This window comes from Streptomyces sp. NPDC002698 (genome assembly GCF_042888945.1).
GTDB lineage: Bacteria > Actinomycetota > Actinomycetes > Streptomycetales > Streptomycetaceae > Streptomyces.
Genome location: NZ_JBIAQM010000003.1, coordinates 433,302 through 453,303, shown reverse-complemented (window position 1 = coordinate 453,303; position 20,002 = coordinate 433,302). Strand labels below are relative to the sequence as shown.

General features: G+C 68.7%; 16 protein-coding genes. 12 read left to right on the top strand and 4 right to left on the bottom strand.

What is annotated here, in order from left to right:
- Positions 1-51: 51 nt before the first annotated feature.
- The gene (locus tag ACFYW9_RS06830; RefSeq protein WP_389145651.1) at positions 52-4,617 is read right to left on the bottom strand and encodes an FtsK/SpoIIIE domain-containing protein; all 4,566 of its coding nucleotides are present in this window, start codon (positions 4,615-4,617) and stop codon (positions 52-54) included.
- Positions 4,618-4,894: 277 nt separating this feature from the next.
- Between ACFYW9_RS06830 and ACFYW9_RS06825 the strand changes: the two genes are divergently transcribed.
- Positions 4,895-5,200: a WXG100 family type VII secretion target gene (locus tag ACFYW9_RS06825; RefSeq protein WP_164369568.1), complete on the top strand. Its 306-nt coding sequence runs from the start codon at positions 4,895-4,897 to the stop codon at positions 5,198-5,200.
- Positions 5,201-5,268: 68 nt separating this feature from the next.
- Here ACFYW9_RS06825 and ACFYW9_RS06820 read toward each other — a convergent pair whose 3' ends face one another.
- Positions 5,269-5,961 carry a hypothetical protein gene (locus ACFYW9_RS06820; protein WP_389145647.1) on the bottom strand — a complete coding sequence of 231 codons (693 nt, stop codon included), beginning with the start codon at positions 5,959-5,961 and terminating at the stop codon, positions 5,269-5,271.
- A 76-nt stretch (positions 5,962-6,037) separates the two neighbouring features.
- On the opposite strand from ACFYW9_RS06820, the gene ACFYW9_RS06815 reads away from it, so the two are divergent.
- The 6 genes from ACFYW9_RS06815 (at position 6,038) to ACFYW9_RS06790 (ending at position 10,226) form a co-directional block, all read left to right on the top strand.
- On the top strand, positions 6,038-6,340 hold the full coding sequence (locus tag ACFYW9_RS06815; protein ID WP_351863061.1) for a hypothetical protein: 303 nt from the start codon (positions 6,038-6,040) through the stop codon (positions 6,338-6,340).
- On the top strand, positions 6,340-7,623 hold the full coding sequence (locus ACFYW9_RS06810) for a putative T7SS-secreted protein (protein ID WP_351863062.1): 1,284 nt from the start codon (positions 6,340-6,342) through the stop codon (positions 7,621-7,623). The genes ACFYW9_RS06815 and ACFYW9_RS06810 overlap by 1 nt, the downstream gene beginning before the upstream one ends.
- 78 nt (positions 7,624-7,701) lie before the next feature.
- Positions 7,702-8,280 carry a hypothetical protein gene (locus tag ACFYW9_RS06805; protein WP_351863063.1) on the top strand — a complete coding sequence of 193 codons (579 nt, stop codon included), beginning with the start codon at positions 7,702-7,704 and terminating at the stop codon, positions 8,278-8,280.
- Complete coding sequence (locus ACFYW9_RS06800) at positions 8,277-8,945, top strand: hypothetical protein (RefSeq protein ID WP_389145642.1); 669 nt, start codon at positions 8,277-8,279, stop codon at positions 8,943-8,945. Before ACFYW9_RS06805 ends, ACFYW9_RS06800 begins: the two co-directional genes overlap by 4 nt.
- Positions 8,942-9,505, top strand: coding sequence for a hypothetical protein (locus tag ACFYW9_RS06795; RefSeq protein WP_389145639.1), 564 nt, complete (start codon positions 8,942-8,944; stop codon positions 9,503-9,505). The genes ACFYW9_RS06800 and ACFYW9_RS06795 overlap by 4 nt, the downstream gene beginning before the upstream one ends.
- Positions 9,506-9,653: 148 nt before the next feature.
- Positions 9,654-10,226, top strand: a complete 573-nt coding sequence (locus ACFYW9_RS06790) for a hypothetical protein (protein ID WP_389145636.1) — start codon at positions 9,654-9,656, stop codon at positions 10,224-10,226.
- 11 nt (positions 10,227-10,237) lie between these two features.
- Here ACFYW9_RS06790 and ACFYW9_RS06785 read toward each other — a convergent pair whose 3' ends face one another.
- Together ACFYW9_RS06785 and ACFYW9_RS06780 are read right to left on the bottom strand one after the other, a co-directional pair.
- Positions 10,238-11,281 (bottom strand): hypothetical protein, encoded by a 1,044-nt coding sequence (locus ACFYW9_RS06785; RefSeq protein ID WP_389145633.1) that lies wholly within the window; start codon positions 11,279-11,281, stop codon positions 10,238-10,240.
- Complete coding sequence (locus tag ACFYW9_RS06780) at positions 11,269-11,922, bottom strand: hypothetical protein (RefSeq protein ID WP_389145630.1); 654 nt, start codon at positions 11,920-11,922, stop codon at positions 11,269-11,271. The genes ACFYW9_RS06785 and ACFYW9_RS06780 overlap by 13 nt, the downstream gene beginning before the upstream one ends.
- A gap of 382 nt (positions 11,923-12,304) precedes the next feature.
- On the opposite strand from ACFYW9_RS06780, the gene ACFYW9_RS06775 reads away from it, so the two are divergent.
- The 5 genes from ACFYW9_RS06775 (at position 12,305) to ACFYW9_RS06755 (ending at position 19,997) form a co-directional block, all read left to right on the top strand.
- Positions 12,305-12,955, top strand: a complete 651-nt coding sequence (locus tag ACFYW9_RS06775; RefSeq protein WP_389145628.1) for a hypothetical protein — start codon at positions 12,305-12,307, stop codon at positions 12,953-12,955.
- 95 nt (positions 12,956-13,050) lie between these two features.
- Positions 13,051-17,601 (top strand): DUF6531 domain-containing protein, encoded by a 4,551-nt coding sequence (locus tag ACFYW9_RS06770; protein ID WP_389145625.1) that lies wholly within the window; start codon positions 13,051-13,053, stop codon positions 17,599-17,601.
- Positions 17,602-18,222 carry a hypothetical protein gene (locus ACFYW9_RS06765; RefSeq protein ID WP_389145622.1) on the top strand — a complete coding sequence of 207 codons (621 nt, stop codon included), beginning with the start codon at positions 17,602-17,604 and terminating at the stop codon, positions 18,220-18,222.
- Positions 18,223-18,268: 46 nt separating this feature from the next.
- Complete coding sequence (locus ACFYW9_RS06760; protein WP_389145619.1) at positions 18,269-18,853, top strand: hypothetical protein; 585 nt, start codon at positions 18,269-18,271, stop codon at positions 18,851-18,853.
- A 418-nt stretch (positions 18,854-19,271) separates the two neighbouring features.
- Positions 19,272-19,997 carry a hypothetical protein gene (locus tag ACFYW9_RS06755; RefSeq protein ID WP_389145616.1) on the top strand — a complete coding sequence of 242 codons (726 nt, stop codon included), beginning with the start codon at positions 19,272-19,274 and terminating at the stop codon, positions 19,995-19,997.
- The last annotated feature ends 5 nt before the right edge of the window (positions 19,998-20,002 follow it).

Below are 20,002 nucleotides of genomic sequence, written 5' to 3'. Positions count from 1 at the left end.
CTTCCGTTCCCTCTGTTCCTTCCGGTCCTCTTCCTCGCCCGGCCCGTCCAGTCACATCGGCGTCGTCACCGTCATCGGCTCCCCGTCCCCGAGGTGCAGCAGGCCCTTGCCGGGGGCGACCGGTCCGCCGACCATGCTGCGGTTCGTACGGATGCCGATCAGCTCGCCCGCGGAGGAGTCCTGCGGAGAGAGCAGGATGCCGCGGCGGCCCTTCTTCATCTCGACCTGCCAGCCGGAGAACCCGCTGCACACGTCCTCCTCGTCACCGGCGATGACCAGGCCGAGACCGCGTTCGGCGCCGCGCTGCACGATCCGCTTGAAGACGGTCTCGGCGTCGCAGTCCTCCAGGACCTCGCCGTCGTCGACCAGCACCACGATCGGCTCCTCCGGCGTCGCCGGGGCGATGGCCTCGCGCAGATCGTCTCCCTCGATGTCGTCCTCGTCGAAGACCTTCAACACGCCGTCCTGGCCGTCCAGTTCACGAAGCGGCGACGGGCGGGGCGCCGCGATGACCAGACGTACGCCCTGGGCCAGGTACGACCGCGCCATGTTCATCAGGGTCGTACTGCGGCCGGACTTGGCCGGGCCCGCGACGACGAAGGTCGGAACACCCCGGGAGAGGTCCGGGCCGAAGCCCATGACGTCGTCGCCGCCGATGCCCACCAGGCTCCACAGCCTGGAGCGGGAGGCGTCCGGGTCGCGCATCTCCCACGCGTCCGCGAAGCCGATCCGGGTGGGCAGCACGTCGACCCTGAACGGGCGGCGTTCGCGCGGCAGTCCGGCGTCGCGGGCCGTTGCCGCCTCGCCGATCGCCGTGAGGGCCGCGGCCTGGCCCTGACCGGTGGAGTCCTCCGTGAGCAGGGCGAACTGGGTCTCGGTGCCGTGCTCGTTGCGGTAGCCGCGGCCGGGCGGGATCTCCTCGGGGATCTTGCGCGCGTTGACGCCGATCAGCGAGAAGTCGGAGCGGTCGGCGAGCCGCAGGGCGTACTTGTCCTCGGTGAGCGAGCCGATCCGGGTGGAGAGGATCTGCCGGTCGCCCGTCATCACCAGGTGCACTCCGACGCTCGCGCCCTCGCGCATCATCGCGGTGAGCTGGTCCGTCAGATCGCCGTGGTCGTACTCGCCGAGCGTCGGCAGCCAGCCCTCCCACCGGTCGAGCAGCACCACGATGTGCGGGAGCCGCTCGCCTTCCGGCTCCGCGGCCCGCTGCTCGCCGATGTCCGCGAAGCCCTTGTCGGCCAACAGGTCCTGTCTGCGGGTCAGTTCACCCTTCAGGCGGGCGATGAGGCGGACCACGCGCTCGGTCTGGTTGCGGCCGACGACGGCGCCGCAGTGCGGCAGCCGGGTCAGTGCGTTGAGCGCGCCGTTGCCGCAGTCGATGCCGTACAGATGGACGTCGGCCGCCGAGTGGGTGCGGGCCAGCGAACCCGCGATCGTCCGCAGGATCTGCGAACGTCCGCTGCGGGGCGCGCCGCCGATGAGCAGATGCCCGAAGGAGGCGAAGTCCACCACGACCGGGCGGCGGGCCTGGTCGGCCGGCAGGTCCTCGACGCCGTACGGGGCGGGCGGCAGCTTGCCGGGACCGCCCGCGAACGCGGGCGCGGTGATCTCGTCGAGCAGCAGCGTCTCGGAGAGGGCGGGCAGCCAGGGGCTGTGCTGGGGCGGGATGCCGAGGGAACGGTTGGCCTCGCGCACGGCGTCGACCAGCACCTTGAGGTCGGTGATCTCCTCCTCCTCGCGCTGTTCGGCCTTCGGCTTGACCAGCGCGGCCCGCCCGAGGTCCGTCCAGCCGAGGGGCCCCGCCCAGGGCGCGAGCGCCGCCGGGTCGGCGGCACCGGGACGGCGTCCGCCGACGCGTCCCGACTGGAACGGTACGAGCGAGGCGTGCCCGAGACGGACGTAGGCGCGGCCCGGAGTGCTCTTGGAGATGTGCCCGGCCTCGGGGGAGTCGATGACGTCGCTCGACTCGCCGCCGTCGGTCACGCGCAGCGCTATCCGGAGGTTGGTGTTGGCCCGGATCTCGGGGGAGACGACACCGCTCGGCCGCTGGGTGGCCAGCAGCAGGTGGATGCCGAGCGAACGGCCTCGCTGGGCGATGTTGACCAGACCCGTCACGAAGTCGGGCAGGTCACGGACCATGGAGGCGAACTCGTCGATGACGATGAGGAGCCGTGGCACGGGCGCGTGCGAGGGATCACGGCGTACGAGATCCTGGTAGTCCTCGATGTCCTTGGCGTCGGCGGCGGCGAGGATGTGCTCGCGCCGCTTGAGCTCCGCGCCGAGCGACTCCAGGGCCCGCTCCACGAGATGGGCGTCGAGGTCGGTCACCATGCCGACCGTGTGCGGGAGTTTGACGCAGTCCTTGAAGGCCGAGCCGCCCTTGTAGTCGACGAGGACGAAGGTCATGTTCTCGGGGGTGTTGGCCACGGCCAGCGACGCCACGATGGTCTGGAGCAGCTCCGACTTGCCGGAACCCGTCGTACCGGCGATCAGGCCGTGCGGGCCGTCGCGCCGCATGTCGATGCCGAACGGGCCGTCGTACGACTCGCCGATGACCGCCGTCGTCGACTGCCCGCCCATCCGCCAGCGCGCGCTGATCGCGTCCCCGGTCGGAGGCTCCAGCTGAAGCACGTCGAGCAGCCGGCTGGCACCGGGGAGGGCCGAGTCCTCGGTCTCGCCGCTGATGTCGCGCAGCGCGGACAGGGCACGCGCGAGCCGGGAGCACCAGGCCGCCGACACGAAGTCGGGCCGTACGTCCCGCACCCGCGCGATGCCCGTCTGCTGCACCCGCAGCCGCAGTTCGAGCGCTTTGGACGTTCCGGAGGCGGAGCCGTCGGTCTCGGTGGCGTGCCAGGCGTGGAAGGAGGGGAAGCCGCCGGGGGCGGCCGGCGCGGTCCTGGCGGGCGCCCGCGCGTCCGTGTGCTCCTCGGGCTTCGGCTCCGCGATGACGATGGCCTGGCACTCGCCGGGCAGGAACCGCTCCTCGGCGTCCAGACAGATCGCGTACATGGCCATGGCCGGGCCCTCGCGCAGCAGCCGCACCACGCCGGGCATGGACCGCAGGCGCCTGGATCCGTCCCAGACGACGACGATGTCCGGATCGCTGAACGAGGCCTTGTTGCCGTTCTGCCTGGCGGCCTTCTGGCGGGCGTCGAGGAGCTGGGTGAGCTCACCGATGCGGGCGCCGACGGTCTCGGCGTCCGTGCCGATGAGGACGTTGGCGTCCTGGGCGCCGGCGGGCCTGCTGTGCGGGAGCCAGCGCACCCAGTCCCAGCTGTCCTGGCCGCTGTTCTCCGTCAGGACGTAGAACTGGACGTCCAGCGGGCTGTGCAGGACCGCGGTCTGCGCGACGGCCCAACGGCCCAGCGCCTGGGCCGAGTCACCGGGTCCGGCGATGCCGACGACACCGCGCTCGGCGAGCGGCAGGGCGACCGGCGCGTCCTCGATGTTCCAGGTGACCTGGCGCTTGTGGTCGTCCTGCTCGGGGTCGTCGAGCACGACCTCGGACGGCATCCGTCCGGTGCCGACGCGCAGCAGCAGATGGTCCGCGTCGGTGCGCCGCCGCTCCCACAGCCGGGTGCGCGGTCCGGTGCCCAGCGACAGCACGGTCGCCGGATCGAGGATCGCCCGGCGCCGGTCGAGGCGCTCGGCGAGCAGGGCCTCCTGGGCGTCCTTCTCGATCCGCGCCTTGTGCTCGTTGTACTCCTTCACCTGCTTGGCATGGGACTTGCGGCCCTGCTTCTTGTCCATGAGGTAGTTGCCGAGCATGATCAGCGGGCTCAGCAGCGCCATGATCATGTAGTACCAGCGCCCGAAGACCATCACCATGACGACGGCGCTGACCAGCGGCGTCAGCGCCATCAGCCAGGGCAGCGGCCGGGCCTCGTAGTCCCGTACCGGACTCGGCAGCCGGAACTTCGTCTCGCGCTCCGGCGGATGCAGCCGCGGCGGCCGGTTGTAGTCGAGTGCGGCGCCGTCCTCCGACCACTTGAGGGCCGCGTCGGGCTGTGTGTAACGGTCGAGCTGGAGAAGGGTGTTGCCGACCGCGACCTGGCTGCCGAGCGGCCAGTCGTCGTCCTCGCGCTCCTCGATGGCCGCCCCGTCGAGGGTGACGCCCTTCTTCTCCCCGTGTGCGACGACACCGCAGGTTCCGTCCGTTGCAACTGACAACGTCAGCGCCCTTTGCGGAAGTTCGGGGTCGTCGATCCGGATGGACGAGGCCGCGCCGGAGCCGATGTCGTACCGGCCGATCCCGAGCCGGTGCACGGCACCGGCCGACGGGCCGCCCGCCACCCGCAGTTCGACCAGTCCGGTCGGCTCGCCGGGCAGACATCCCGCGGGGTCGTGCAGGCTCACGACGGCTCCCTCGCGCAGCGGCGAGGTGGCGATGGTCGCGGCGGGATCGACGGGATACCCGTCGACGTACGCGACCGGCGCGCCGCCGCCCGCGGCCCCCTGGTGATGCCCGAGGGGGATGATCTGCGCACCGCCGCCGTAACCGACGTGCTCCGCGAGCTCTTTGGCGATGTCCCCCACCGAGGACTCGGGATCCGCGTCGAGAACCACGTCGGCGGTGGCGCCGCCGAGCGGGTCGACGACGGTCAGAGTCAGCCGCACGCTCGTCCTCCCCCAGACACCGAGGGCCGCTTCCGGAACGCGGGCCACAGTGCTCTCGACCCTATCCGCTCACCGCTTCCCGCAGGCAACGGCCCATGTGAGAGAACAACGAAGACCCGGGCGGGGGACGGCCCTTGGTGCGGGCTCGTGACACAACCGGGGTGTGCTCCTGCAAGCGCCGTAAGTAAGCTGCTTGCTCGATGCGGACGATCGCACCATCCGTATCAGGAGCCACGGGGGTTGGCCCTGGGGCGAGTTGAAGCATGGAGGACGCCACATGGCCGGCGGCAAAGACGCGGACATCACTTACGAGAAGATGCGGGGCGCTGCCAAGCGACTGGGCCACGAGAAGGAGAAGATGGAGGACAAGCTCCACGGCCTCGACAGCTACATCGACGGCCTCGTCGCGGACGGTTACACCACGTCCAAGGGCTCCCAGGCCTTCGACGACTCCTTCAAGGAGTTCACCAAGGGCATGAAGGAAACCCTTGAGGGCCTCAAGGGCATGGCCAAGTTCCTGGAGGACGCGGCGAAGGCCTATGAGGACCTGGACGATCAGCTGGCCAAGGGTGTCAAGGGCTAGAAGCGCCCGCGAACCACGTGCCGCCTGTGTGCGATGGGGCACATGCCGTGTCCCATCGCACCGTCATGTCAGACGTCGGAGGTGTGGGGCCCCTCGGCCCGTGTCCGCCGCATCAGACACATGTGGAGTTCGCTGCGCTGCTCCTCCGTGGTGAGCATCAGCCAGGAGCCGTCGGTGAAGCGGACGCGCAGCTTTCGGTTGTCGTGCTCGGGCAGAGGGTCCTCGACGACCGCCGTTCCCGCGGGAATCTCGGCGACGACGCGCATGCGGTCCTCTCGGCGGACGGACACCCGCTTCGGCGGGGCGGCCAGCACGATGCGGCCCTCGGCCAGCATGACGAAACGTTGGTGGTGGGAGGAATGGCCGTACCAGCGCAGCAGGAACTGTCCCGCGGCCTTGTCCCAGTCGCCGTCGAAGGTGTCGTCGAGGCGCTGCTCGACGATGGCCTTGTCCCGTCTGTCGGTGGCCAGGTCGTCCGCTCGGCCCCGGTCGCGCTCCTCCTTCGTCGACAGGAGGCGCTTGAGGGCCTCCTCACCGGAGGCCAGGAGGCTGAACAGCATGGCGATGGGCATCAGCGGTGCGACGAGTACGGCGCCGAGGATGCCGAGCGGCCGGAGGAACGCGGGTCGCAACGGGCCCGCGCCGGCCGCCTGGTGAACGTCCGCCGGAGGTTGGGGGATCCGGCCTATCGCGCACCACGCGCCGGCGTCCGGAACGACGCCGAGGCGGTTGCGTGCTGTGCGGTCGCTGCTCCTGGACAACTCGTCTCACCTTCCTCGCTGCCTGCGGGGCGAAGTATCGCAGCAGTGTCTCATGTTCACGATGGGGAATTAATCGATGGGTGACAGAACCGCTTACGATCTGGAACTGATCAAGGAATGTTCGCGTTCGCTGGGCAAGATTCACCGTGAGTTCGAACAGCACGGCAATCCGGCGGACGGTTACAACGACGCACTCGGCCATGGCGGATTGAAAGATGCCTTCGACGATTTCGGCGGCACATGGAAGAAGACGCGCAAGCAGCTCATGAAGGAAATAAAGAAGCTTGCTGAAGCGACATCGGTCGCGTCTCAGAAATATGAGGAAATAGACCACGAGTTGGCCAATGCCATCTCGGGGGCCAAGGGGAAGGGCAAGTAGTGAGCAGGCGATCGAGCGACTGGCCGCCCCTCTGGGACGAGGATCCGACGCCGGGCGACCCGCATGAAGTGGCGGCACTCGGACGCAAATTGCGCAAGACGGCCGAGATGATCGATGAACAGGCCCGGGTCATCAAGGCGTTGTCGTCCGTGGAGGGATGGGACAGCGACGCGGGGCGCGCCTTCAACGAAGTGGCGGACGGCGCGGGTGACCGACTGCAGAAGGCGTTCGAACGGTACGACGAGGCGGCGAACGCGCTCGGCGAGACGGTAGCGGACGGAGAGTCGAAGGAGTTCGCCGGAGAACTGCACCGCGCACAGCGGAAAGCCGACAAGGCGCTGGCGGACTACCGGGAGGCCAAGGACGATCACGACATGGCGGAGCGGGAGGTGAAGAAGTTCACGGACAAGTACCTCGTCACCGAGATCCCCGAGGCGGACAGGCCTGAGTACGAGCGCTGGAAGAAGAAACAGAACGAGGCGCTGCACAGGATCGGCCAGGCGCGGAAGGACGTGTCGGACGCCAGGGACATTTTTGACGACGCCGGAGATCGCGCGGCCCGCCACATCAGAGACGTCGTGCACCACGATGCCGTTCGGGATCCCGGCGGATTCATGAATTGGCTCGCCGACTGGGCGGATACGTTCTCCAATCTTTCGGCCATTCTCTCGGTGCTGGCGGTCGTCTGCGCGTTCGTCCCGCCGCTCCAGTTCCTGGTGCCCATCTTCGCCACCCTCGCGGTTCTCTCCAGCGCCGCGGCGCTGGCCGGTCACGCGTACGACATGTCTGTCCGCGGCGGCAAGGTCGACTGGCTGAAGCTGGGCACGGACGCTCTGGGCATCCTTCCCGGACTGGGGGCCCTCAAGGGTTTCCGGGCCCTGGTCGGACTCAAGGGCATGGCGAAACTGAGGGCGTTCGGAAAGCTCGGCACCTTTGGATCCTTCAGGGGCCTCGCCGCTGTGGACGGGATCGGCCACAACTTCCTCAACGGCTTGAGCGTGACCTTGACCAACAAGACGTTGGCCGGCGGGCTGAAGCTGGGCCAGAAGCTGGGCGTCTCAGGCCTTCCGGAAAAATTCGTGCCCATAGGCGGCAAGGAGATCACGGCCGCCATCAAGGGGACGGGCCTCGCGAGCGCCCTTCACCGGATGTTCAGCGGGGAGAACGGCGGGACCACCGGATACCAGCCGCCCGCCCAGCAGCCCTCGCCGACTCCGGCGCCCACGCCGAGGCCTTCTCCCGGTGCCTCGCCGAAGCCCTTCCACGCCGCGCTGGCCGCCTAGCCCGCATCCGGGGCGAACACAGCATGAGCGGGGAACACAGCATGAGCGGGCGAACAGCATGAGAGGAGCAGGGCGTTGATGAGTGACACAAGCGAACTCGGAGAGTGGGAGTTCATCGGCCGCAGGGGCGGGGAGCCGGCTCGGCTGGTGCCCGGCGAGGTGATCGCCGGGGTTCCCGGGGCGCGGAGGCTGGCCGAAGAGGCGGGCCGTGAGGTCGGCTTCGACTTCCTGGACGACGGGGCGGTGCTCCGGATGCTGAGGCTTCGGCACCAGGACGAGCAGGAGATGTTCAGCGCCGGTTTCAGGACCGGGGTTCCGCTCGCGCTCATCGGCTTCGGCGCCGCTGTGTACTGGGGTGGCGCGGCCCAGTACTGGGAGTCGGGCAGAGCTCAGCTCGTCTATCTCACCGCGACCGGAATCGCCGTTCTGATTCTGCTGGGTCTGTGGATTCGAGCCGCGGTGGTTCATTGGGGCGACCCGGCGCGGCAGAATCTCCGGGCCCGGGCTCACAGGTACCGCGCTGTGGCACACGCCGCCCGCGACGGGGGAGCGGACGTTCCCGCGCACTACCCGCACTACGGTCCGTACCCTTTCGCTGCCACGTACCGACCGGGCGCGGATGAAACGAGTGTTCCCGACGGAGAAGAACAGTCATGACGGCGATATCAGTCGAGGGCGAACTGCGGGGCCCGGCCGGTGAGCACGGCATAGACGTCCGCTGGATCATGCCGGACGGCTTCTTCGAGATTCCGCTGGACGCGGAGGATCTGGACGAGACCGCAGCGCAACTGATGCAACTCGCACGCGATGTGATGCCGGAAGCCGACTTCGACGTACAGCTCCAGTGGGCTGTCATGTGTGCCGCCCACTATGACTCCATCGTGGAAGCCGGAGTTCAGTACGCGGGGTTCGTCCTCACCGAGGTGGAGGGCACACGGTGTACGGCCACGGTGACGGTGAGCATGATCGACCTCGACCCCCGGGCAGGATCCGACCCGGTCGGATTCATGGGCTCTTCGATGCGGCACCTCGATATCGGGCAGGTCAGCGAGATCGAACTGCCGTGTGGTCCTGCCGTCTGCTGCGTCGGGGACCGGAAGGGCGGTCTGGACGGCAGTCTCACGGGGTCGGGCAAGGACGAGGCGGTCCGGACGTCCTTCATCCAGGTCCAGGTGCCGCTGACGAACGGGACCGCCGTGGTGATGGAGATGGGTACCCCCACCCCCGAAGGATGGGACGTGTTCTCGTCCATGTTCGCCGGAGTCGTCAAGAGCGTGCGCCTGTTCGACGCCGAGGGCGAGCCCGTCGTGATGCCGGGATGACGACCGGACCGGACGTGTCGGCGCGTCCCAAGGACTACCGACTGCTCGTTCCCCGCGAATGGTTCAGGATCGACCTGGTCCAGGACCGGTGGCGCAAGCAGCTGAAGACGTTCGTGGACCTCCAGGCGGCCGACAAGAGCGCCTCGGCGGAGATCAAGCAGGAGGCGTGGGCCGGCCTTCGCAACACCGCCGAGTCCGCCGTCGCGAACGGTGCGCTGGAGTTCTTCCTGCGGCCGGAGCTGCGCGACGGCAGCCTCCTGCCCGTCTCGCTCATCGTGTCGCTGATGCCCAGGCCGGGCGCTCCGACGCCCAGGGACCTCCTGGCCTCGTTCGAGGAGAGGGAGCGGCGGAGCGGACGCGGTGCCGAGGTTTCGATCGTCGTCCTCCCGGCCGGTGAAGCGGTCCGGATCCGCACGCGGACCACCTTGGACTTGTACGTCCACATGCCGGGAACGGTGGGCTATCTGGTGCTCGGCTTTGTCGTGCCTCTCACCGGGGTCACCGGTCCCATGGAACGTCTGTGCACCTCGATCGCGGGGTCCCTGCGCTGGATCATGTGATCCCCGGCGACACGCGGCCCACTCCCGCGCCGGACGCGAGCCCCGGTCTTCAGGACAGTCCACGGCTCCCTCGCCGACGCCGCGTCCAAGCCCTTCCCCGACCTCGTTCCACGCCGCACCGGCGCCTGCCGGACAGGGAGAGACTCACGTGGGTGACTATCACGCCCTCAAGCCCGGACGATTCGTCGACGACCAGGGGACCGCGCACGACATGGTCCCCTCGGAGGTCATCGCCGCCGTCCCCGCCGCCAAGGCTGCGGCAGAGCGATTCGGACGAGAGGCGCGCTTCGACTTTCTCGATGACCACGCCGTCCACTGGATGCTGTTCCAGCGGCGACAGGACACGGAGAAGGCCGGTGTCATCGGCTGTCTGGCCGCGATTCCGCTCTTCGTCTTCGGACTCGGGGCGTGGCCCTTCTGGGGCATGGTCGCGTCCGGCAGGTCCCGCCAGTTCCAGATCGCGTTCATCGTCGTCGACGCGCTGATCGTCTGCGCCTGCCTGGCGGGGACCTATCTGGTGCGGCGCCGGAGCCTGCTCGACCCGACCGACAGGAACGTACGGTGCAGGGCCCGTCTCTATCGCCGGATCGCCGTGATCGCCCGCCAGGGTGGTGCCGACATTCCGCCCCTGTACCCGTATTACGGAATGTACGCGACGTCCCGGAAGTTCTTCCCCGACGCTCCCGAGCGCCCCGTCCCGCAGAAGGAACAGGCTCCCTGACCAGGGTGATGTCATCGGTTGACGGACTGGATCTCCTGCACGGTGATGTCCTGGGTCGTTCCGAAGGTGCCGTCGGGCAGGTCGCCGCCGGCTCCGCCGGTGCCGGTCCAGGTGACTGCCCAGGTGATGGTGGCTCGGAGTTTGTAGGTTCCGTCGCCGGACGAGCGCAGGTACTTGATGCCGCAGGGTGGGGTCTTGGTGGCCTTGCCCTTGGCGTAGGGCTCGCCGATCGAGTCGTCGTCGTTCAGGCGGCATTCGCCGGAGGCCGGGTAGGTCTCGGCGTCGCTGGTGCCGGGGTCGAGGGTGAGTGAGACCGGTTTCGCGGTGGTGGTGGCGGAGATGTTGAGGCCGGCGACGTCGAGGGACGCGGTGACGGACACGTCCTTGAAGGTGGCCTTGTCGAGCCAGGCCCAGGTGGGCAGGTTGACCTTGGTGATGTCCCGGGGGGCGAGGGTGACCTTGGTGTCGGGCACCCTGATCCGGCTGTAGGCGAGCTGAGCCAGAATCTCCGGTGTCACCGCGTTCTTCACGGTCGGAGTCTCACCGTTCTCCACCCAGAACGTGGCGGTGTCGCAGGCGAAAGCCGCGGGATCACCAGATTCCTCGCGGTCCGGGTCACGAACCGCGTCCCACCACAGGCCCTTGCCCGTCTCGGACTTGTTGAAGTCCTTGTAGGGCTGCCCGTTCTTGTAGTGCTCCTCGGCCAGGTTGTGGGCTTCCCCGACGCCACTGGCGTGCGGGATGTCCCACTCCCTCTGGAACTCCTTGGCGAATTCGTCCGGCGTCCACTTGGGCTCGTACCAGCAGGCGGGAGGAGTCCAGTCGCCTGCGGGAGTGAACCCGCCGGAACGCCTGCTGTGGGAGCCACCGGTGGATCCGCTGTAGACGATCCGCGATTCGAGGGTCTTGCCACCGTCCTGCTGGTTGTTCCCCTCGACGTCGAACTGGGATCCTCCGGGACCCTTGGCGAAGGCCGTGGTGGGCACGGACAGCGCGCAGGTGATCGCGAGCGCTCCGACCGTGACGGCTGTGCGGCGCCTGGTCACCGTACGCACGTCTTGCTCCCCCGTACGGACGTGCCGTCGGAGGTCTGCCACACGCCTTGAGCGGTCTTCTCCAGGCGCGTGTTGTAGAGAACGTACGCGTCCTTCCCGGCAGGTGTCCTGTCGACCTTCTTGGTCTTCCGGTCCTTGTTGTACGCCTTGGTCTCATCGGCGCAGTACGAGACACCGGCGGACTTGCTGTCGAAGATCTCGACCTTGGGGCTGTAGTAGCGCGTGGTTCCCGTGTACGTGATTCCCGCGTCAAGCCACTTCTGGACCCACTTGGCGGAGGACGTCAACGCCTTGTCCTTGTAGTAGAAGGCCAATCCAGGGGTGTCCGAGGTGCCCTTGATGATGGCGTCGTTCGTGGCCGTCTGCGCGCGACCCGCGTCCGCCAGTACGGCGTCCTTCGTCGCGTCCCCCGTCTTCCAGCCCTCGAACTCGTCCTTCACGTCGCCCGGAAGAGTGATGTCCGGCCGGTCGGCGTTGTCCGAAGCGCTCGCGCTCGGGGAAGCCGAACGTGTGCTTCCCTGGTCCGCGCCCGCGATCTTGTCGTTCGCCTTCGGGCTGTCGTCCCCGCCGCCACAGGCCGTCAGCAGCAGGGCTGTTGTCGCGGCGAACGCGGTAGCAACGGGCAAAGTGCGGCGCTTCACAAGGGACTCCCCGTGGGACATCGGTCGATCGAAGTCGGTCAAGGGCAATGACGGTATCCATGGGGCTCTTGGTTTCGCCAGGCGGAAACCCCGTGCCGGACACGGGCATAAAGGGGTGTTCCGGGGTGAATTGGCGTTCTGCGGTGGCCTGATGGTGTTCCGTGACACATCGGCTCGTGCGGAGACGGGCCCGCTTCCACATCTCACCCAGGGTTTGCGTTCGACACCTTCACATGAGGCGCCGCGTGGCTGGAGCCCTTCGTCTCCGGGGTGTTGTCCTCGCGTCCGCCGCACCTCGTACGCTGACCCGAGCCGAACAGGTCGAACACACACGGCCGGTTCGCACACCAGGCAGAGGACGAACGACGCACCCGGGGGCGCCATGGACCGCTACATCGAGACCCTCACCGTCGAGCGCGGCGGATTCCGGATCAAGGTGCCGGAATCGTGGTGGGAGTTCGACGTGCGGCCGGAGTCACGGGACGACTCGATCCGGCGGATGGTGAGCGAACGGATCGAGGGGCGCCCGGAGTTGGCGCGGCATCGTGACACCTACATCGGGTTCCTCCGGAAGGCCGCCGCCGACGCCTGGAAGTCCGGTGCCCTGTACTGCGGCTGCATGGCCGAGTCCTTCGGCGGGGACGCCCCGATCACCGGCTCGGTCACCGTCTCGATCGTCGGCGGCCGCTCGCGGACCGGTGAGCCCCTTCCCACGGACCCGCAGGCCATCGCGGGGCAACTCGCCGTGCGGGAGGCGAAGAAGGAGGGGGACGCCTGGCGCAAGGTGACCACCGTCGAGATACCCGGCGTCGGTCCCGCCGCGAGGACGTACGGCATCGAGGACATCGTCGTCCCGGACGACAGCCTCCAGCGCACGATCCGGGCCGTGCTCATGCAGACGTTCATCCCGGTGCCCGGCCAGGAGGGCAAGGTCGCCCTGGTGGCCGGCAGCAGCCAGGTCCTCGACCTGGCCGATTCCTTCTTCGACGTCTTCGACGCCGTCACCTCCACGTTCCGCTTCGCGGACCGGTAGACCCACGGCGGCTTCCCTTTCTCACCTCGCGCCCATCCAGTAACTTCGCTTGTGCGTACGGGTGTTGCCGAACTGGGCGTGACGGGGGTTGCGGCATGGCGGGGAATCGGCCGGGGGACTGGCATGTCCTGGATCTGGACGGGGATCCGACGCCGGGTGATCCGGACCGGGTGCGGAAGCTGTCGAAGGATCTGCACGATTTCGCCGACGACGTGTCGGACGCGCTGCGGCTGATCAAGGGGATGGCGGACGAGGACGCGGTTCTGCGGTGGGCGGGGAAGTCGGCGAAGGCGTTCCAGGGTGAGTTCTCGGGTGTGCCGAAGCAGCTCAAGAAGCTGAAGAAGTCGTACGAGATGGCGGGGGACGCGCTCGCGGACTACTGGCCGAGGCTGGAGCGGGCGCAGGCGCTGGCGGACAAGGCGCTCGCCAAGGGGCGTGAGGCGCAGGCGGATCTCACGTCCGCCAAGTCCCGTCTCTCGTCGGCTGATTCGTGGGTGACGCGGGCCAACAGGGAAGCGGACAAGTACAAGGACGATCCGACCGGAAGCAAGGACACCGAGAAGCCGGACGAGTCGAAGGTCCGTGCCGCCACGCGGGACGCGCAGCATGCCGAGTCGGCGCGGACGAGTGCTCGGTCGGACGTGACGGACGCGAACAGTGCGCTGGACGCGGCGAAGAAGATGGCCGCGGACGCCCGCAGGATGCGGGAGGAGGCGGCGCGGGACGCGAAGTCGAAGATCGACGAGGCGTCGGACGCCGGTATTCGCAACCGGAAGTGGTGGGAGGAGGTCGGGGACTGGTTCTCCGACAACTGGGACACCATCGTCACGGTGTGCAAGGTCGTGGTGGCGGTGTTGGGCATCATCGCGATGATCATCGGGGGGCCGATCCTCGGTGCGATCGTGCTGATCGCGGCGCTGGTCGTGCTTGCCGACACGCTCAACAAGTACGCGAAAGGGCAGGCGTCCCTATGGGATGTGGCCTTCGCCGCGCTGGACTGCATACCGGGCATGAAGGGGCTCACCACGCTCGGCGGACTCGCCAAGGGACTCAAGGGGCTGAAAGGCCTCGGCAAGACCGGGCTCAAGGGCATGGCCATGAGCCTGCGGGGACTCGGCCCGCGGATGAAGAACCTCGGGCGTCAGATGAAGAAGCTCGTCACTCGTGGTGATCCGATCGACATGGCCACCGGCCAAATGGTCATGTCGGCGACCGACGTGAGCTTGGACGGCATGCTGCCGCTGCTCTTCGAGCGCCACCATCGCACCGGTGTCCACAGCGGCCGTCTTCTGGGCCCCGGCTGGACCTCGACGTTCGACCAGAGGCTGCTGCTCGACGCGACCGGGGTGAGGCTCGTCGCGGACGACGGCATGATGCTGACGTATCCCGTGCCCGAGCCCGATGTCCCGGTGATGCCGGTGGCGGGCCCGCGCTGGCCGCTCGGCCGGGAGGGCGGAGAACTCACCGTGCACCGCCCCGAGACGGGTCGCACGCTGCGCTTCCGGCCCGTGCCCGGCCGCCCGCCGTCGGAACTGGTCCTCACCCTCGTCACAGATCGCAACGGCAACACCGTCTCGGTCTCGTACGGCCCCGACGGCACACCCACGGAGATCGTCCACCACGGCGGATACCGCGTCGGCGTCGCCTGTGAGAACGGCCGTGTCGTCGAGCTGACGCTGAACAGCCATCCGGAGCGGCCCACGCTGATCCGGTACGGCTACGACCGGCGGGGCGACCTCACCAGGGTCCGCAACTCCTCCGGACTCTCGCTGGAATTCGGCTACGACGACCGGCGTCGCATGACGAGCTGGAAGGACCGTAACGGCTTCCTGTACCGCTTCACGTACGACGAGGCGGGCCGGTGCGTCGCCGGGCGCGGAGACGACGGCATCCTCGGCTACCGCTTCACCTATGACGAGGCGGCCCGCCTCACCACCGCGGTCGACTCCCTCGGCGGCGCCACCGTCTATCAGTTCAACGAGGCCTACCAACTGGTCGCCGAGACGGATCCTTTGGGACGCACCACCGTTCAGGAGTGGAACCACGACGATCAACTGGTCGCGCGGACGGATCCGTCGGGTCGCACCCTGCGGCTCGCATGGGACGAGGGGGGCAACCTGGTCGCCGTACGTCTGCCCGACGGATCGGCCTCGACCGCCGTTTTCAACGAGTTGAACCTTCCGGTCGAGCTGACGGGATACGACGGGGCCGTCACGCGGCAGGACTGGGACGAGCGGGGCAACTGCGTCTCCGTGACGGACCCCTCGGGCGCCACCGCCGTCTTCACCCATGACGGGACCGGTGCCCTGACCTCGCTGAGAGATCCGCTGGGTGCGGTGCGAAGGTTCGTCAACAACGCCTCGGGACAGCCCGTTTCGGCGACGGATCCGCTCGGGGCGGAGACACGCGTCGCCTACGACGCCTTCGGCCGGCCCGTCGCCGTCACCGACCCGCTGGGCTCCACCACCTCCTTCGGCTGGACCGTCGAGGGGCACCAGGCATCGCGCACCGACCCCGACGGAAGCACGGAGTCATGGACGTACGACGGTGAGGGCAACTGCCTCACGAACACCGATGTCCTGGGCCGGGTGACCCGGTACACCTACGGTGGATTCGACCTGGTCAAGACCCGGACCACTCCCGAGGGCGTTCGCCACACGTTCACGCACGACACAGAACTGCGGCTCACCCGGGTCACCGATCCCCGTGGACTGACCTGGGACTACGTCTACGACGCCGCGGGAAACCTCACCTCGGAGACCGACTTCGACGGCCGGACCCTGCGCTACGTCCACGACTTCTCGGGCCAATTGCTGAGCGTCACGAATCCGTTGGGGCAGGAGACGGCGTACGCGTACGACCTCGTGGGCAACCGGACCGAGAAGACGGTGGACGGCCGGTCCACGGTCTTCACGCACGACGCGAACGGCCGCCTTCTGCAGGCCGTCGGCCCCGACGTCACCCTCGCCTTCGCCTACGACCCGACCGGTCGCATCACCGTCCAGGAGGCCGACGGACGCGCACTGACCACGGCGTACGACGCGCTCGGCCGTCCCGTCGGACGGACCACGCCCACCGGCGTCACCGCCTCGTTAGTCTATGACGCCGCCGGCAACCGCACCCTGCTCAGCACCTCAGGACGCCGGCTCGTCTCCGAGTACGACCCGCTCAGCCGTGAGGTCACCCGCCGAGTCGGCGACCGCGGGCTCACCCTCACCCAGACCTGGGACACGGACGATCGCCTCACCGGCCGCACCCTGGACGTCGGGGACAGGCGGCTGAAGCACGACGCCTACACCTACCGTGCCGACGGCAGCGTCACCGCGCTGGAGGACTCGGTCCGTGGGCGGCGCCGCTTCGACGTCGACGGGGCCGGCCGGGTGACCGGCGTGCGGGCGGCGGACTGGACGGAGTCCTACGCCTATGACGAGGTCGGCAACCAGACGCGGGCCGTGTGGCCGGACAGCCTGCCCCTGCCCGACGCGCGAGGCGACCGCACCCATGACGGCAACCGCGTCAACCGTGCCGGTTCGGTCCACTACGAGTACGACGCCGCGGGCAGGGTCGTCCTGCGCCGCAGAACACGTCTGTCCCGCAAGCCCGCCGTCTGGCGTTACACCTGGGACGCCGAGGACTGCCTCACCTCGGTGATCACCCCGGACGGAACGGTCTGGCGATACCTCTACGACCCGATGGGCCGGCGGACGGCCAAACAGCGCCTCGGACCCGACGGGTCGACGGTCATGGAGGAAACCCTCTTCACCTGGGACGGCCCCCACCTGGTGGAGCAGACGACCCGGACCGCCGGCGGTGTGGAGGAGGTCACCCTCACCTGGGACCGTGACGGCATCCGGCCGCTCGCCCAGACGGAACGCCGCACCGCGCCCGACGATCCGCGGCGGAGTGTCGACGAACGCTTCCACGCCATCGTCACCGACCTGGTCGGGACTCCTACCGAGCTCGTCTCGGAGGACGGTGTCGTCGACTGGCGGGCCACCACCACGTTGTGGGGTCTCACCACATGGGGTGAGGACGCCAGTACGACCACACCGCTCCGTTTCCCCGGACAGTACGACGACCCCGAGACCGAACTCCACTACAACTATTTCCGGTACTACGACCCGGCGACGGCGACGTATCTCAGCCCGGATCCACTGGGCATGGACGCGGGGCCGAACCCGCGCGCCTACGTCGTCGACCCGCTCCTGTGGACCGACTACCTGGGACTGCTGACCTGCCGGCAGAACGCCAGACGGCTGCGCAGGAACATGCGGCGCGAGGGGCGCCCGGTGAGCCGAGGACAGGCCGCCGCCCACATCGTTCCCTCCGGAGGCACCGCCGGCCACTGGGTTCCGGGAGCCAGAAGCCGTGACTTGCTGCAAAGGTACGGTGTCGACGTGAACGACGCGGCGAACGGCATACCGCTCGGACACCCCAGCCCGCACAACTTCACCCACCGCGAGCCGTTCCTGCAACGCGTCAACCAGCGACTGGACCAACTGGTGCAGGACAGGACGGCCCGCGGATTCGGCGTCCGGGCCATCCGCACGGAGCTCCGGCGGGAGCTGCGCGCCATCGGACGTGAGGTCGAGGGAGAGCTCTCGACCGGCGTACCCTCACCGACCGCAGTCTGGACGGGACCGTAAATGACCGACAGCACCCCACACCCCCTCGCCGTCTACCGCCTGCTTCCGCGCATGGGTGAGTTCCGGACACTGCTCCTCGGCAGTTCCCTCAGAAAGCTCATCCGCTGGCAGATCACCGGGTCCGCGACGGATCTGCCGACCTCGTTCAGCGGCTCGTGGGACGGCAACCCCGGCTGGCGCAAGGGCGAGTTCCCGAGCGGCTATCCGGGCGCTCCGGTCCTGAGCCGACGCGTCGCGGACCTGCTCGCCGCGGAGCTGTCGGCATCGGGCCCCTTCGTGCCGGTCGTCATCGAAGCAGCCGATCCGGCTTTCCCTTCCGGCGCCGACGGCTCGGACGACTACGTCCTCCACCTCGTGGACCAGGTCGTCGACTGCCTGGACACACGCCGGTCGTCCAAGCCGAAGAAGACCACCGGCGAGATCACCAAGGCCGTCTTCCGCCCGGAAGCTCTGCCCGTGGGGCTCGCCGCGTTCCGGGTTCCCGAGTTTCGCGGCGGCGTCTACTGGAACGCCTGGGCCGTCGACCGTCTGACCGAGCTCCTCGGGGACGACCTGGAGGCCCGCCTGGCCTGGTCCGAGGATCCGGCAGTCACACCCCATCCGGCCCCATGGGGGTTCTGAGTCCAGGTGCGGTCGCCGCTCAGGGGGCGGTGTGTCGACGCCTGTCATGAACTCGAAGCCCCTGGCCGTGTACCGCCTGATGCCGAGCGCCCGGAACCTGCGCACCCTGCGTCTGGACGACTCGCTCATCGATCTCAAGCGCTGGCAGTTCCAGGGCGACCGGGCGCCGCGGCCGACCGCGTTCGCGGCGGAGTGGACGGGTGACCCGAAGGCCCGCGAGGCCGAGTTCGCGTCCGACTACCCGGGCGCCCCGATCCTCGGCGGCCGGCTGGCGGACCGCCTGCGGGACGACCTGGAGAAGTCGGGTCCGCTGCTTCCGGTCCGTGTCGAAGAGCCGTCCGCGGACACGTACGTCCTCCACCTCGTGGACCGGATCGTCGACTGCGTGGACACCCGCGCGTCCTCGCAGCCGAAGAAGGCGACCGGCGAGATGCAGAAGACCGTCTTCCGCCCGGACGCCCTCCCTGCGGCCCTGCCCTCCTTCCGCGTGCCGCAGTTCCCCGTCGGCGTGCAGTGGAACGCCTGGGCCGTCGACCGCCTGACCCAGCTCCTGGGGGACGACCTGGAGGCCCGCCTGGTCTGGTCGGAGGATCCGGCCGTCAGGCCTCATCCCAGTCCCTGGGGGTTCTGAGTCCGGTCCTGTGTCCGGTCCTGGGTCCGGCCCGGATCCGGTCCTGAGTCCGGTCTTTCTTCCGCCCCGTCCGTGAGCACCTCGTGCAGGCCTCGTGCACGGCCCGTGACGGAAGTCCCGGACCGCGGCGATGATTCGCTGGCGCACAGGTGACGGACAGGCCGTGCCGCTGGGCTCAACACGGAACCGAACGGCTGTCGTTGCGCGTCGATAACGTCGAGTCGGGTGCGCTTCAGGGGCCTTGACGCGCCTTGAGGGGCTTATGTGCGGCTGATACGGTGCCATGGCTTGACACTCGCCCCGGCGCCGGAGTTCGACCAGGTCGCACGGTCCGTCCCGTAAAGGGGTTCGGGGGTGAAGTGCCCTACTTGGCTCGTGAATTGACAGACATTTTCTTGGGTGTACGGGGAGCGGTCGCGTGAGGATCCAAGAGCGTACGGGGGCGGGCAACAACCGTGCCGCCACGTCGGCCCAGCCGGCGATGGGCGAGCGGCTTCCCACCCCGCCTCGCGAGCGCAAACCCGCGTTGGCCGCCCTCGCGGTGCTCCTCGTCCTCGTCGGCGCGCTCGGCGCCACCATGCTGGTGCTGCGCGCCGGTGACCGGATCGAGGTCGTGAAGGTGACGAGCGACATCCAGGCCGGTGAGTCCGTGGGCGATCACGTGACCCCCGTCCTGGTCGCGGAAGACACCTCCATCAACTACGTCGAGTGGAAACAGCTCGCCACGCTCAAGAAGCTCAAGGCCAAGTCCCCGATCTACAAGGGGACCGTGGTCATCGGCGACATGTTCGCCGAGGGCGCCGAGCTTCCCGCCGGCAAGGCCTCCGTGGGTGTCTCCCTCAAGGAGGGCCAGTACCCCTCGGGCATCAAGTCCGGTGACACGGTGGCCGTCTACCGCGTCGGCGACACGGCGACCAGCGGAAGCCGCTCGTCGGGTTCGTCCAGCTCCTCCGGTTCGTCGAGCGCGGACGGAGCGCCCATCGTCGAGCAGGCGAAGGTCAGTTCGGTCAAGAACGACACGGACAGCACGATCAGCAGCACCAACCTGCCGGTCACCCTGATCGTGGACAGCGGCCAGGCCGCCTCCGTCGCCTCCGCGGCCTCGGCGGGCCAGGTCGCCCTCGTCATCGTCCCCGGCAACTAGAGGCG